This is a genomic window from Pedobacter terrae (assembly GCF_036946585.1).
Taxonomy (GTDB): Bacteria; Bacteroidota; Bacteroidia; order Sphingobacteriales; family Sphingobacteriaceae; genus Pedobacter; species Pedobacter terrae_C.
In genome coordinates, this window is the sequence record NZ_JAQIIV010000022.1 from 17,250 (window position 1) to 31,862 (window position 14,613).

12 protein-coding genes are annotated in these 14,613 nt (G+C 36.5%); 3 read left to right on the top strand and 9 right to left on the bottom strand.

The genetic code is table 11. The annotated features are described in order from the left end of the window. Window positions 1-1,899: 1,899 nt before the first annotated feature. From PGN18_RS20150 to tgt, 3 genes are read right to left on the bottom strand one after another with little or no spacing between them, the layout of a single operon-like run. The gene (locus tag PGN18_RS20150) at window positions 1,900-2,778 is read right to left on the bottom strand and encodes a DMT family transporter (RefSeq protein ID WP_335321373.1); all 879 of its coding nucleotides are present in this window, start codon (window positions 2,776-2,778) and stop codon (window positions 1,900-1,902) included. Window positions 2,779-2,780: 2 nt separating this feature from the next. Next, window positions 2,781-3,884, bottom strand: coding sequence for an LptF/LptG family permease (locus PGN18_RS20155; protein WP_335321375.1), 1,104 nt, complete (start codon window positions 3,882-3,884; stop codon window positions 2,781-2,783). A 1-nt stretch (window position 3,885) separates the two neighbouring features. Continuing rightward, a complete protein-coding gene (tgt, locus tag PGN18_RS20160) occupies window positions 3,886-5,016 on the bottom strand; it encodes a tRNA guanosine(34) transglycosylase Tgt (RefSeq protein WP_335321416.1) in 1,131 nt (376 codons plus the stop codon). Between the two features lie 42 nt (window positions 5,017-5,058). Between tgt and PGN18_RS20165 the strand changes: the two genes are divergently transcribed. The 3 genes from PGN18_RS20165 to PGN18_RS20175 all read left to right on the top strand — a co-directional run bounded on the left by PGN18_RS20165 (window position 5,059) and on the right by PGN18_RS20175 (window position 7,263). After that, on the top strand, window positions 5,059-6,276 hold the full coding sequence (locus PGN18_RS20165) for a glycosyltransferase (protein ID WP_335321376.1): 1,218 nt from the start codon (window positions 5,059-5,061) through the stop codon (window positions 6,274-6,276). 25 nt (window positions 6,277-6,301) lie between these two features. Next, window positions 6,302-6,937 carry a 16S rRNA (guanine(527)-N(7))-methyltransferase RsmG gene (gene rsmG / locus PGN18_RS20170; protein ID WP_335321377.1) on the top strand — a complete coding sequence of 212 codons (636 nt, stop codon included), beginning with the start codon at window positions 6,302-6,304 and terminating at the stop codon, window positions 6,935-6,937. Window positions 6,938-7,062: 125 nt separating this feature from the next. Continuing rightward, window positions 7,063-7,263 (top strand): hypothetical protein, encoded by a 201-nt coding sequence (locus PGN18_RS20175; protein WP_335321378.1) that lies wholly within the window; start codon window positions 7,063-7,065, stop codon window positions 7,261-7,263. Window positions 7,264-7,364: 101 nt separating this feature from the next. On the opposite strand, the gene PGN18_RS20180 is transcribed toward PGN18_RS20175, so the two are convergent. The 6 genes from PGN18_RS20180 to smc form a co-directional block, all read right to left on the bottom strand. Next, entirely contained in the window at window positions 7,365-8,624 is a 1,260-nt protein-coding gene (locus PGN18_RS20180) for a M56 family metallopeptidase (protein WP_335321379.1), read from the bottom strand. Continuing rightward, complete coding sequence (locus tag PGN18_RS20185) at window positions 8,624-8,995, bottom strand: BlaI/MecI/CopY family transcriptional regulator (protein WP_335321380.1); 372 nt, start codon at window positions 8,993-8,995, stop codon at window positions 8,624-8,626. Before PGN18_RS20185 ends, PGN18_RS20180 begins: the two co-directional genes overlap by 1 nt. 180 nt (window positions 8,996-9,175) lie before the next feature. Continuing rightward, entirely contained in the window at window positions 9,176-10,153 is a 978-nt protein-coding gene (locus PGN18_RS20190) for a M28 family peptidase (RefSeq protein ID WP_335321381.1), read from the bottom strand. 12 nt (window positions 10,154-10,165) lie between these two features. Next, window positions 10,166-10,576: a type II toxin-antitoxin system VapC family toxin gene (locus tag PGN18_RS20195; RefSeq protein ID WP_335321383.1), complete on the bottom strand. Its 411-nt coding sequence runs from the start codon at window positions 10,574-10,576 to the stop codon at window positions 10,166-10,168. After that, complete coding sequence (locus tag PGN18_RS20200; RefSeq protein WP_335321384.1) at window positions 10,576-10,785, bottom strand: hypothetical protein; 210 nt, start codon at window positions 10,783-10,785, stop codon at window positions 10,576-10,578. The genes PGN18_RS20195 and PGN18_RS20200 overlap by 1 nt, the downstream gene beginning before the upstream one ends. A 240-nt stretch (window positions 10,786-11,025) precedes the next feature. Further along, entirely contained in the window at window positions 11,026-14,565 is a 3,540-nt protein-coding gene (smc, locus tag PGN18_RS20205; RefSeq protein ID WP_335321385.1) for a chromosome segregation protein SMC, read from the bottom strand. Window positions 14,566-14,613 lie beyond the last annotated feature (48 nt).

Consider the following 14,613-nt stretch of genomic DNA (forward strand, 5'->3'; position numbering starts at 1 on the left):
AGCTTGAAAACCGCTGTTGTTCTTGCCAAATTTTGAATGAGAAACGTACATCACCAATTACATTTTTAAAATAAAATATAACCTTGATTAACCATCTTACTTCTTAATGATATTTTGCAATCTAATTTCTATATGACAAAATGTCTTTATTGATTGGTTCTTTTTCGATCGTATTCTCAATAGTTCTACGGTTGATTTTTAATAAGGTTCTGGGAAGATAGATGATGATAATGGATCTGAAATGCTGACTTATTTTTACAAAATAACTAATGTTATTGCTCCTTATACAGTGGTTTTTTTCTGCTTAAATAGGCGTTAAAAAAGTTGGTGACGTATATTTTTTATACTATTCCGAGCCTAAAATCTACAATAATTTCATGTCTTAATGCAATTTCCTGGCGATATCCGTATGCAAAGGTGTTTTTGAAATGTTTTAAGGAAATTTGCATTTTTGAAACAAAAAGTACCTTTATTTGTATCTAAACACAGTTTTTTGTACCTGAGCTCTTTTTTGTCTGCGCAATTGAGAATAATGCTTTTTCGTTCTTCTTATGTGGATATAGTATGCTATAGATATATTAACCGCATGAATTTTACTCTAATTTTAGCTCATTTGCTAATTGAAAATAGCTTCTGCTTGGTGATGATATGATACATTTTCTTCAAGGTTTGAAAACGTTTTTGAAAGAGAAGTTGTTATGGGCAGGAAATTACATTTCGTTTTATGTATTTATACCCTCACTGATTATATTAAAATTGATGATCAAAATAGCTTATTTTATGTGCTGAAATCAAGGCTTATTTAGTCCGATTTTTTAAGATTTCAACAGCGTTTTCTTCTTGATTTAACTGATGTTTTCTCAAGTTTTTTTTAATGGATAAATTAATGGTTAAGTGGTATTTTTTGTATCCATTTTTGAATTATATTACATACGATTTCACAATGAGTTGAACTGATATTTTGATTGTGGTGATATTGGATGTTGAGTTCGTTTTTTTATGATATAATGTTTGGATTTTTGCCCTCATTTTCGGCTTTAAATTCTTCATCTATCTGAGTTTCACATTTGGCTTTTAACTTGAATTTTTAGTAGTCTTAATTCGCTTGTTTTTTTGTCTTCAATATGTTTGTTTTTTAATGTCTTTTAATTGAATAAAGGTGTCGGAATTAGATGATCTGATTCAATTGGTTTTGATGTTTTTCTCGTCGATTTCAGTATTATATTTTTTAGGTGATTGTTGCTGAAGATTTGTCTTGGAAGTGTTTTTTTGAGGCTCACTAACTACATTGAGGTCAGTAGCTTTTCTATTGAAGCGGCTTCGAAATGAATTAAGTCTGACGACACTAAGTCCGTATTGTTTTAATGGAGATTGCGTGGGTCGGCGCAATTTTACATGATTGCGAATCAGTTTGCTTTACTATAAGTTTTCATCGTTGACTTTGTTTTACAGATCATTGTAATAGTTGTGTAGAAGCGATTTTTTAAACTGGTTTGTAGGCTGTTTGCTTTACTTAAAGGGCACATCTTTTAGGATAGACGTATCTGAAAAAAAAACAACTTTGATTAAGTTATTTATGCTTTGATTTCAATTATTGCTATTCGCTTGAATAGGGGTAATGGAAAGAGGTTTGTTGATTAAAAGATATTAGCTGCCGAGTTCTGTTTAAGTGATTTCATTGTGGTAAATTAATGATGTAATGATCAGTTTCAGAAAGTTTGGAGCCTGTTTTTTGAGATGATCTAAAGGAAAATGCAAGCTTTTTCTTTTAGCCGGATTGCTATCTGAAAAAGATAATGGCTCGTTAAAATTTGAAAATAGAATCTATGTTTCAGCATAAATTACATTGATTAAAAATGTTTAGCATTTATCAAAATTTAATATTTTAAGCCAATCTATTCATAGTTTGTTCTTTCTCTTTTTATAGATCGGATAGAGAAAAATAGAAGCCAGGATAATGGTTGCACCAATGTAGAATCCACCTGTCATCTGTTCTTTGCTTTGAAAGAAAATAAAGGCTAATATGATGCCATACACGGGCTCCAAATTCGTAATTAAGGCGGCTCTAAAGGCAGATAAAGTTCTCATTACTGCAACCCCTGCAACGTATGCAACCGATGTGCAAAGCGTGCCTAGCAACGTAAGGTAAAACCAGTTTTTAGCGCTTAGATTGAATGCAGTATGCAGCAATGAGCCATCGTAAAAACGATATAAGGTGATCCAGAAGAATGCCCCAACAAGCTCGTAAAAACTGATGATGGAAGGCTCACTTTTTTGCACCAGCGTAGAATTGATGGTTGAAAAAAGACTGGATGCTACTGCCGCTAACAAACCGAAAATAATTCCCAAAGTATACTGGCCTTCGAATGTAAAAATCATATATATTCCTACAATGATTAATAAACCGATTAGGATATCGCCTAGTTGTATGGGTTGTCTTTTAATAAGTGGTTCTAAAATGGCCGTAAATAAGGTGAAAGAAGAGAGGCATACCAGCGTTACCGAAACGGTAGAAACTTTGATAGCATGGAAGAAAAATATCCAATGGATGGCTACAGCTCCGCCGGTTAAAAAGAATTGGATAAACTGTTTTTTACTAATCTTAATGTTCTTTTTAGTGATTACAAACCACGCAAAGAGTGTGGCCGCTGCAATTAATACACGGTACCAAACCATGGGCACTGCATCTATCGAAATTAACTTGCCAAGCACGCCCGTGAAGCCCCAAACAAATACAGTAAGATGGAGGATGAGTAAATTCTTTTTGGTAATGTCCATTATTATTTTGGTGCTTTTCTCAACAGGTAAAAACCTAGTAAGCCAAAGAATATTGTAGGCATAATAACGGCCGCAAAAGGGGGTAATCCGCCTTTGGTAGAAAACATCTGTGTAAACTGATTGAATACGATATAAGCAAAGCTAATAAAGATTCCGATACCTAAAGATACACCAACACCTCCGCGAACTTTACGCGACGAAAGCGCCACACCAATCAATGTTAATACATAAGCCGAAAGTGGGTGCAGGTAGCGTTTATATTTCTCGAACTGAAGGTCGTTCATTACACCTGTCCCACGGATTTTTTCTTTCCTGATCTTGTCTGAAAGTTCTTTCGTGGTTAAATTTTGTACCACATTATCATAGGCTGAAAAGTCATCTGGGCGCATGTCCAGAATGGTGTCCTTAAGTTTTCCATTTCCATAAATCATGGTTTCCTTCAGGCCATCAATCTTACGGATGGAATAATTGCTCAATTGCCATTTACGCTTAAGCGAATCCCATTTAATATTTTCTGCAACGATTTTTTTAGTTAATACGTCTCCACTAAAATTATCCAAAGAAAACCGATATCCCGAGTTTGTTTTATTATCGAAATTATCGATATAAATATAGGTTTTGTCATCCAGTTTCATGTGGATTTTGGACTTCGTTGAGGGATCATTACGCTTTACATAGGTATTTTCGAAGCTGTTTTTTAAGGTATTGGTATAAGGGAGCAGGTATAAGTTTGAAAGGAGATTTGCCGAAAAAATTATAGAGGCCGAAACCAAATAAGGAAATAAAAATCGGTTAAAACTAACGCCACCACTTAAAATCGGGACAATTTCGGTCTGATCAGCCATTTTAGCGGTGAAGAAAATTACAGCTATAAAGTTAATCAGTGGCGAGAGCATATTCACGTAGAAAGGAATGGAACCAGCGTAATATTTAGAGAGGATTCCCCAAAAACTTAAACCACTTTTCATAAAATCATCCATTTTTTCCGATAGGTCAAATACAACAATAATGATCACAAAAATAGCAAGGGTATAAAAAAATGTACCCAGGTATTTTCCGATAATATACTGATCGATGATTTTTACTCTTCCTTTTAACAGACTCATTTTATAGCTTATTGCCTAACACTTTAACCATTTTGTTTTTCCATTCGTAAAATTCACCTGCAATGATTTTTTCCCTGGCCTGTTTTACCAGCCAAAGGTAGAAATGCAGGTTATGTAAGGTAGCTATTTGAGCGCCAAGCATTTCATTGCTGTGTACCAGGTGTCTTAAATAAGCTTTAGTGGTTACCTGATCGGCGTGCAGGTCGCTCTCTGCATCTAACGGAGAAAAATCATTCTCCCATTTTTTGTTTCTGATGTTTATAATACCATTTCTGGTAAATAACATGCCATTTCTTGCATTTCTGGTTGGCATCACACAATCAAACATATCAATACCCAACGCAATATTCTCTAATATGTTGATGGGCGTACCAACTCCCATTAAATAACGCGGTTTTTCGACTGGTAATATATTACATACCACTTCCGTCATGGCATACATCTCTTCCGCTGGTTCGCCCACTGATAAACCACCTATTGCATTGCCCTCACGGTTCATACTGGCAATAAATTCTGCAGATTTAATTCTTAAATCTTTATAAACAGAACCCTGAACAATGGGGAAAAGTGTTTGATCAAAACCATATTTAGGCTGAGTATTATCGAAATGAGCACAGCAACGTTCCAGCCAGCGGTGCGTCATTTTGATCGATGTGGCGGCGTATGTATAATCACATGGGTATGGCGTGCACTCATCAAAGGCCATGATGATATCGGCACCGATGGTGCGCTGAATATCCAAAGCATATTCGGGGGTGAAAAGGTGTTTTGAACCGTCAATATGCGAACGGAAAGTAACACCTTCCTCCTTAATTTTACGCACTTTACTTAATGAATATACCTGGTAACCACCACTGTCAGTTAAAATGGGACGATCCCAGCCTATAAATTTATGTAAGCCACCTGCTTTTTCAAGGATATCAAGACCTGGTCTTAAGTAAAGATGGTAAGTATTTCCAAGAATGATTTTTGCATCAATATCATCTTTAAGCTCGCGCTGGTGTACGGCTTTTACCGTTCCGGCAGTGCCCACAGGCATAAAAATCGGGGTTTGTATTTCGCCATGGGCAGTGGTTACTGTTCCGGCCCTGGCTTTAGATAGTGGATCGTTAGCCTGTAAACTAAATTTCATCATGTATTATCCTCGTCAAAAATCTGCCAAAAATAGCAAAAATTGAGGGCATATTTTTGTTTAATTTTTTATCCACATAAAAGTGATTTACAGATTAAAAATGAGAAATTTGCGCCTATTTATTTTACCATTGTGATATTAACCCCGCTTGAAATTATTCTGCTCTCGATATTGGCTTTTTGCCTGTTGGTTCAGCTTTACTACGTATTATTTGTTCATCTAAAGTTAGCCAGGGTAACTATTGAAGAAGTACCTTTGTCAGCCAGAAACCCTATTAGTGTAATTGTTTGTGCAAGGAACGAAATTGTTAATCTGGAGAAATATCTTCCTTTATTACTAAATCAAAATTACCCGGAATTTGAGGTGGTGGTGGTTAATGATCGCTCCTGGGATGGTACGGAAGAATTTTTAGAAGCGTTTGAAAAGAAACACCATAACCTTAAAGTAGTAAAAATTTTAGACAACGATAAGTTTATTGCGGGCAAAAAATTTGCCGTTACCATGGGTATAAAAGCCGCTAAATATGATTGGCTGTTATTTACCGATGCCGATTGCATGCCCGCATCTGAAAGGTGGCTGATGGATATGCAGCAACCTGCCGATGAGCAAACGGAAATTGTATTGGGTTACTCGCCCTACATGAAAAAACGAAGCCTATTAAATGCGCTGATCCGTTTCGAAACCTTTTTTACTGCCGTTAATTACCTTTCTTTCGCTCTTAAAGGCATGCCTTACATGGGCGTTGGACGGAATATGGCTTATCGAAAATCATTGTTTTTTAAAAATAAGGGTTTTGCAGCGCACATGCATATTCCTTCCGGAGATGATGATTTGTTTGTAAACGCACACGCCAGTAAATATAATACCGCGATTCGCATACATCCCGATAGCCATGTTTGGAGTGAGCCAAATAAGACTTGGTCAGGCTACTTAAAACAGAAAAAACGTCATTTTGGTGCCGGAAAGTTCTATAAACCGAAACACAAGTTCATTTTAAGCCTTCAGATTATTTCCCAGTTTCTGTTTTATGCCTTTTTTGCCGCTTGTATGTTTTTAAGTCGCGAAGCACAATATGTAGCACTCGCAATCCTCGGATTAAGCATTTTGATCAGGTGTTTTATCTATCCTAAATTACTTAAGCGGTTAAACTATGGGGATTTACGTTGGTGGTTCCCGATTTTAGATATACTTTTGTTTCTCTTTTTAACCTTAAACGGATTTTTATCCTTGTTTGGGAAGAAAAATGTAAAATGGAAATAGTTCATAATCCTTTAGTTATTGCAATATGCCTGATGTAAAGCCAGATATCATTTTAAAATATTTTCCAGATCTAACTGAAAAGCAGCTTGAGCAGTTTTCGCGGTTGTTTGATCTTTATAGTTTCTGGAATGCACAAATCAATGTAATCTCGAGAAAGGATATCGAAGAGCTGTATGAGCGACATGTGCTCCACTCTCTGGGTATAGCTAAAATCTGTACATTTAAAGCAGGGGAGTCGGTGCTGGATGTAGGAACAGGGGGCGGTTTTCCGGGTATTCCTTTGGCCATTTTGTTTCCTGAAACACAATTTTATTTAGTTGATTCTATAGGAAAAAAAATTAAGGTAGTTAAAGAAGTGGCTTCGGCTTTAGGTTTAGAAAATTTACATGCCGATCATTTACGTGCCGAACAGGTTAAAGAGAAATTTAATTTTGTGGTGTCAAGGGCTGTTACCCGTTTAGGCGAATTTTATCCGTGGATACAGGGGAAATTTAAAAAAGACGCCATAAATGCCATTCCAAACGGCATTTTGTATCTAAAAGGTGGCGATTTGGCTGAAGAAATTAAGGAATCTAAACTGAAAGCAGAATTATTTCCGCTTTCGGCATATTTTGAGGAAGATTTCTTTGAAACTAAATATGTAGTTTACGTGCCTCAATAGTCTTTTTTTATTTTGCTATATATCAGATAATATAGGTCTATTTGTCCTGATATGGAATTGGATTCCTGATTTGTCCAAAGCTTCCAGGACAATTTATATTACTGGCGTGATAAATTGAAAATGAGTTGGATGTGCTACTTGATACAGCTACAGATAGAATTAAGGCTGGTGCTACAATGAATGCTGATTATCAAAAAGGCTTATTGTATTTTAAAAGAATAGCTGATGAAAAAAGACCTTTAAAAACAATAGTTTATTATACCGGTATAATAACTCAAAACCGAAGTAATAGCATAGAAGTAAAGGCTTGGGGAAAGGTAATTTAATTAAGCTGAAAGCGGATTTGTATCCGCTTTCAGCTTAATTTGAAAAAGAGTTTTTCAAACCAAATATAAATATGTGGTTTATTTGCCGCAGAGGCATTTTATTAATTTTTGTTGGTTGACTTTTGCTCAATTGGCGGCGGCGGATCTAATGTGATTCTTAATACTTCACCTTTTGCGGCTTTTGGTTCCACAGGTGGCGTTGGTGGAGGTACCGGCTTATTATCTGGAGTTATTACTAATGGCTGTTTTAGTTTTTTGCTGTCTTTTTTTACAATTGGTGGAGCAAATCGAATTTTATTTACTTTTGAGGACCGTGGTTCTACTGGAGGGGGTGGTGGTGTTCGTTTATCCTCTTTTTTAATAATGGGTTCATTAATCCTTATTTCTGTAATTTTTTTAGCCTTTACTTTAGTTGGTTCTTTTGGAGGTGGAGGAGGTAATCTCTTTTTGTCAGATTTTTTCTTGCTCGTATCCTGTAAAACAAGGGTTAAGCTTTTCTTCTTTTGCCCCAGCTGGATGGTGCTGTAGTCTTTTGTAAATGCCCTAGTGGATAAGCAAAGCATAAATCCGGTTAGCGGGATGATGAACAACAGCTTGAGCTTTGCCCATTTTGTTGATTTGGTTTGATTTAACATACTTATTCTATTTTTTAAAAGTGACGAATTAAAGAAATGATTACTAAGTGTATAGGATTGATTTCCATAGGAATTTTGAATCAGGAACAAAGCATAATCATATTTTGCAATATCGTTTTTAGTGGTAGCCTCATCAGCAAGGTATTCATGCACGAGCCTGATATCATTCTTAATGAAATAAATAATCGGATTAAACCAACTTGAAATCTGTATCAGTTCGAATAATAGGATATCAAGGCTATGTTTTTGTTTGATATGGACCATTTCGTGTTTTAACACGGTAGCCTTTTGGCTCATTTCCGGATCAATAAAGAGTAGATTGAAGAATGAAAATGCCGCTTTTGAATTTTGGATTTCAATCAATGTGATGCCATTTTCTATACATTTATGGGTATTTCTCATTAATTTCACGAGGTAAGTCAGTCCCCATAAAACCTTCAGTATTAAGATTATTGAAATTGAAAAATATAATCCTAAAAGAACATTTTCCAGTATAAAATCGGATTGAGGCTCTTCAATCTGGATATATCCGGTATAGTGGAAAACCATTTCTTTCATTAAAAAGCCCAGCTGAACAAACGGGAGTACAAAAGCCAGGATCGAACTGAAAACCAGGTAAAATCTGTTTAAACCATAAAAGGTTTCCCTGTGAAGGAATAATCTATAAAATCCATAAAATAGGATCAGGTATAGATTTGCTTCGAGTAAATAATATAGCCAGCTCATCACTTGTCTTTTTTAAGTTTTTCTGCTAATTGGATAATTTCATTAAGTTCTTCGGTACTCATACTCTTTTCCTTTACCAGGAATGAAACCAGGCTTTCGTATGAGTTTTCAAAGTAATTGTTCATTACCTTGTCAAAAGCAAAACGTTTGTAGTCAGTTTCTTTTACAATAGGGAAGTAGATATGCGTATTGCCAATGGCCTTATGATCAACAAATCCTTTACCCTCTAAAACCCTGATTACGGTAGAAACCGTGTTGTAGGCGGGCTTGGGCTCGCTCATTTTATCGATAACATCTTTTACCAGGGCTTCATCCAGTTCCCAAAGGATGAGCATCACCTGCTCTTCTGCTTTTGTGAGTTCTTTTATCATAGTAACTATTTTTGTAGTTTGGTTAATTAAAGTTAACACTATAAAAATAGTTTGCAAACTATTTTTATAGTTTATTTGTAATTGTCTGATATACAGTATTATAATTTTTGTATCAAAATTTATAAGGCATAAAAAAACCTGCCGGATAGGGGCAGGTTTGAAGTTTAAGCTAGCATTTTGTTAAAACCTTTCTGATTTTCTTGGATTGTCCATCATAATCATTTTATCTTTTAACAGCTGTTGTAAGCCTGTTTGTTTATCAATATTTTTTACAACATCCAATACAGCACTCGCCGCATTGCTGAAAAATTGTTTGGTGATAGTAGAATATTCGTCGCTGGCTTTATGGTAATCTTTGTGATCTTCTACACCGAAGTATAAGAATGGGATATTTTTAGCATTAAAAGCACCCTGATCGCTTTGGTTGGTCCAATCATCGTGACCTAGTCTGGGATCGTCGTGCCCAAAGAGCAATTTAATATTGGTTTTAGTCGTATCAACATATTTTTTTAAATCAGGATATTTAAATGTTCCGCATATGTACAATTCACCTTTATCACTATGGCTGATCATATCCATGTTTAAATCAATGGCGATCGTATTTATCGGCACTGGTGGATTGCCTACAAAAGCCTTGGCACCTTGTAAGCCCATCTCTTCTGCATCAAAAGAAGCGAAAATGATGGTATTGTTGGGTTTGTTCTTCGCAAAATAGGCCGCAATTTTTAATAATCCGGCGGTCCCTGATGCGTTATCATCAGCACCATTATAAACTTCATCCTTAATTACTCCCAAATGGTCATAGTGAGCTGAAACTACGATAACATTGGTACCTTTGCCAGGAATGTAACCAATAATATTGGTTCCGTTTACTTTTACACTGTTTCTGCCATTGAAGGTAAATTCCTGTGCGTAGTTTACATGCTGAGGGTAGGATTTTAAACCCAATTTCTGAAACCTTTCTATAATATAGGCCCTGGCCATTTCGGCACCTTTTGTACCCGTCTTCCTTCCCTGATAAGCGTCGGATGATAATACTTCAACATCTTTTAATAACTGGGTATCTAATTTGCCTGAATTGGTAGCACTGGTTTGATTTTTCACGGATGAACAGCAGCTGAGCATCATGGCTAAGGGAATGATATAGAGGATTTTCATGATTATGATAAATTACTGCCAAAATAATTGTAAAATAGTCGGATACAACTTGAATTTTTCATCGGCAGATAACAAGGTAGCATCTTGTTGTATCGTTGAAGAAATTATTAATCGATCGAATGGATCTCTGTGCTCATTCAACAATGAGACGTTATTATAATTGAAAAGTGAAGAATTTTCAATTGATAAAAAAGTAAAACCATCTAAAAGTGCCTGATTATAAATGTCCTCAACAGTTACACTGAACTCGGGGAGTTTACCAAAAGATTGTTTTATTGAGATTTCGAATAAACTAATTTGACTAAAGTAAATGATATTTTCTATGTTTTGAATAATATCCAATACTTTTTTTGGGATTTTTGGACTGTTTTCCTGAAACCAAAGTAAGCAATACGTGTCTAAAAGATAGTAATTAGATGCCATTACATGTACTCTTTTAAATCATCTAGAGGATCGTTAAAATCATCTGGAATTGATATCTTCCCTTTAAATGCACCAGGAACCCTTTTAGCCAAAAGTGGCTTATCTTCCGTTAAAAAGGTAACTATAACTTCCGTTTTGGTCTGTACAGGCGCTTTTTCTTTCAGCGTTATTTTTCCTTTTTCGTAATATCCTTTAACCGTGGCTAACATATCTTTGGTGTTATTAACAAATATACATTTTTCAGTACGCTATTCCAACGCTGTTTTTTGTGCTGTATTGTGTTTCTTAAACTGATGGGAACGGCAGCTTTAAACATAAAATTGGGACTATAGTACAGTTGAACTGTGGACTACCAAAGGCTGTTTCCTTCATTTTTCGAATTGGAAAAAATGTAAACAACGGATTGCTTCGTCGGCTGAAAAGCCTTCTCACAAGGACGAAATGCCGACCTAAGCCGCGACTTCTCTTAAATCTACCGCTACCACCCTGGAAACGCCTTGTTCAACCATGGTAACGCCATAAATAATATCGGTGCTGGCGATGGTACGTTTATTATGTGATACGATGATAAACTGCGATTGATCAGAAAACTTACGGATGATATTATTGAATTTATCGATATTAGTATCATCCAAAGGGGCATCAACCTCATCAAAAATACAGAAAGGAGCAGGTTTTAGCAGATAAAGTGAGAACAGCAACGCAGTTGCGGTTAATGTTTTTTCGCCACCGGATAATTGATTGATGGATAAAGGTCTTTTGCCTTTCGGGCGGGCAACAATATCAATGTCAGCTTCTAAAGGGTTATTAATATCTGATAAAATGAGGTCGCAGCTATCTTCTTCGTTAAATAAAGAACGGAAAACCACGATAAAATGTTCACGGGCCTGGGTAAAGGCCTGCATAAATTTATCTTTAGCTGTATCATCTATCTCTTTTATTGTTTGTAAAAGATCGGTTTTTGCCGCGTTAAGGTCTTTTTTCTGATTCTGAATAAAGGTATAACGCTCTTCCATTTCTTTAAAGGCTTCCATGGCCATTGAATTGATGGCGCCAAATTCGTCCAATTGGCGTTTCATTTTTTCTACCTTTTGGCGGATTTCAAATTCACTTTCCAGTGCTTCAACGGCAGTCTCTGTTTCTAAAAGATCGTTGATATCAATATTGAATTCTACGGCCAAACGCTCTTTCAACGCATTCAGATCAATTTTTAAAGCATTCTTTTTATCCTTGATTTCAGTTAAAAGGAAATCGGTTTCTTCACGGTTTTTGCGGATGTTCGTTAAATCGGTTTCTACCTGATTAATACTGCTTTTAATTTCGAAATACTCTTTTTCGGCTTCTGCAAGCCCTTTTTCCATCTCTTCCCGTTGCTGATACATCTCTAAAAGGGTATCATCGCTCAGGTCGGTATGTTGCAAAGTTGCTGTAATCTGTACCAGCGTTTCCTGCAATTCTTTATCATTTTGGGCAATGCGCTTATTTAAGGTTTCTTCCTGTACAAAACGGTAGTCCAAATCTTTTTCCAGGCCCGATAACTTATTCTGTTGCTGGTGGAACCGAATATTATCCTGGTTGTACTTACCCGCGCTTTCGTTTACCTGGTCGGCAATTTCCTGATAGTTAAGTTGCTGCTCCTGCAAATTAATATGCGCTTCCTGCTGATCTTTTTGCAACTGAACCAGGGCGGGTAATTTTTCCGATAAGGCTTTTTCGATCGACACGATCTTTTGCGCAATATCCGTTTTCCGGTTTTCACTGGTGGTAATAAACTCCTGATACTGATCGCGACGCGTTTGTACAGAAATGTGCTCGTTATTTAAACGGTTCATTTCTTGTTGCAAAATATTGATCTGGCTGATTTTTGAAGCTTCTTTTAAATTGAAGATCTGATCAGTTTCTGCTTTAATGGCTTCATTGTACTTATTGATCAGCGACTCTGAAGATTTAATTTCCTTTGCCAGATTTTCTAAATTCTTGGCACGGCCAATTCTTTTACCTTCGAACAAACCAACTGAACCACCAGCCAAAGTAAATTTCGTTTGTGCATACTTGCCGTTTTTGGCTAATATAGTTAAACTATCAGTTGGATTGGTTTTAAAGCGGTTTTCTTGTTCGTTTAAGGCGATATAAACATTTTGCAAAAGCAAATTGCAGAGGTTTTGGTATTTTTTATCAACTTCTACCACTGATAAAGCCGGCATCAATCCTTCATGAGTGCCAGCAACGGGGTTTTTATCCGGAACATTTTCTAAAATAAAAAAGTTTGCCCTTCCGCGGCTGGCATCAGTTAAAAGGTTAATGGCCTGAACGGCATCTGTATACTGATCAACCACGTAATGGTTCATTACCGGCTCGAGATAATTCTCAATGGCTATGCGATAATCTTCGTTACAGAATAAAATATCGGATAGCAGTAAGGCACTTTTGGCAAAAGCATTGTTTTTCTTTAAAAAACGGATCGATTCAGGAAAACCTTCCAGACTATCAACCAGCGATTTAGTGAGATTATACTCATTTTGCTTAGCATCTTTTTTACGGTTTTCGGCCATTAGTTTTTCCTTATTCAAACTTAGATTAGCTTCTGCATTAGCTAACTGCGTTTTCAATAGCTCTTCTGCTTCAGTAAGGTTTTTAATATTGGCCTGTTTTTCACGTACCTGTATATCAAGTTCAGCCAAAGCGTGGTCAAAAGCCTTTAGCTCCAGCGTTTTTGTTTCGGTATCATCAACATTGCGGTTACTTTCCTGTACTAAGGCATCTTTCTGTATATTCAGGATGTCAATTTCTTTTTGTGATTGATAAACCTTATTCTGCAGTTCGTTAACCGATTTAATCAGGTTGTCAATCCGGTTTTTCTCAATCTGCTGCTGCTCACGCAAAGTATCAAGCGTTGATTTTAACTGTTTTAAGTCAGTTTCTAACCGGTTAAATACCTCAGTTTCTATTACAACTTCTTCATTTAAACGTTTGATATTGTATTTGATGTGGTTAACCTGGTTTTTATCTTTTTCAAGTTCGCCCGATAAGCGCGTTTCTTTTTCCTGCAAAAAACGCATCTGCTCATTTTTTACTTTTTTCTCACTCTCGTAAGCACGGATTTTGGAAACAAACTCGTTAGTGGCTTTCTGTTGTACGGAAAGGTTTTTCTCCTGACTGATACTGCCGAGCTTCAGTTTTTGCAGTTCAGCCTCACCGGTATCTATTTTGGTGCTCAGCTCAGTGCGGTTAAGCATTTGCTGCTGCTCCTCGGTTTCGAGTGCGTTTAAATCGGTACGGAAAAAGGCGATCCGGTGCGTGGCCAATTGTACACTCAACTCACGGTACTGTTCTTTTAGTTTATAATATCGCTCTGCTTTACGTGCCTGGTTCTCCAAGGTTTTGAGGTTTTTTTCGATCTCAAAAAGTAAATCCTCTACACGTTCCAAATCGGCTTCTGTATCTTTCAGTTTGCTGAAAGTCTGTCTTTTACGGAGTTTGTATTTGGAAATGCCCGATGCCTCCTCAAACAGCGATCTTCGGCTATGCTCTTTGTTGGTGATAATTTCATCAACCATTTTCAGCTCAATAATCGAGTAGCTGTCAGATCCGATCCCGGTATCCAGAAAAAGGTCGGTAATATCTTTTAACCTGCACTGTACATCGTTTAAGCGATATTCGCTATCGCCATTGCGGTACAGTTTACGGGTTACGGTAACCTGCGAATATGCAGTAGGAAGGATATTTTTGGTATTGTCAAAGCTTAATGAAACCTCGGCTAGCTGTGCCTGTTTACGATTTTTTGTACCATTGAAAATAATGTTCTCCATTTTTTCAGAGCGTAATGCTTTGGTACTCTGTTCGCCCAAAACCCAACGCATGGCATCAATTACATTGGATTTTCCACAACCGTTAGGCCCCACTATAGCGGTAACCCCCTCATTAAAATTGATGGTTACTTTATCGCCAAAGCTCTTAAAGCCTTTAATGTCTAACCTGGTAAGCTGCATGGTTTGTCATCGTGAGAACCGAATCCAATATTAAGGATTATTTTATCG

Excerpts from the sequence above, each read along its gene's own strand:
- PGN18_RS20150 (WP_335321373.1), bottom strand. The coding sequence starts at position 2,778 with ATGGACATTACCAAAAAGAATTTACTCATCCTCCATCTTACTGTATTT.
- PGN18_RS20155 (WP_335321375.1), bottom strand. The coding sequence starts at position 3,884 with ATGAGTCTGTTAAAAGGAAGAGTAAAAATCATCGATCAGTATATTATC.
- tgt (WP_335321416.1), bottom strand. The coding sequence starts at position 5,016 with ATGAAATTTAGTTTACAGGCTAACGATCCACTATCTAAAGCCAGGGCC.
- rsmG (WP_335321377.1), top strand. The coding sequence starts at position 6,302 with ATGCCTGATGTAAAGCCAGATATCATTTTAAAATATTTTCCAGATCTA.
- PGN18_RS20180 (WP_335321379.1), bottom strand. The coding sequence starts at position 8,624 with ATGAGCTGGCTATATTATTTACTCGAAGCAAATCTATACCTGATCCTA.
- PGN18_RS20185 (WP_335321380.1), bottom strand. The coding sequence starts at position 8,995 with ATGATAAAAGAACTCACAAAAGCAGAAGAGCAGGTGATGCTCATCCTT.
- PGN18_RS20190 (WP_335321381.1), bottom strand. The coding sequence starts at position 10,153 with ATGAAAATCCTCTATATCATTCCCTTAGCCATGATGCTCAGCTGCTGT.
- PGN18_RS20195 (WP_335321383.1), bottom strand. The coding sequence starts at position 10,576 with ATGGCATCTAATTACTATCTTTTAGACACGTATTGCTTACTTTGGTTT.
- PGN18_RS20200 (WP_335321384.1), bottom strand. The coding sequence starts at position 10,785 with ATGTTAGCCACGGTTAAAGGATATTACGAAAAAGGAAAAATAACGCTG.
- smc (WP_335321385.1), bottom strand. The coding sequence starts at position 14,565 with ATGCAGCTTACCAGGTTAGACATTAAAGGCTTTAAGAGCTTTGGCGAT.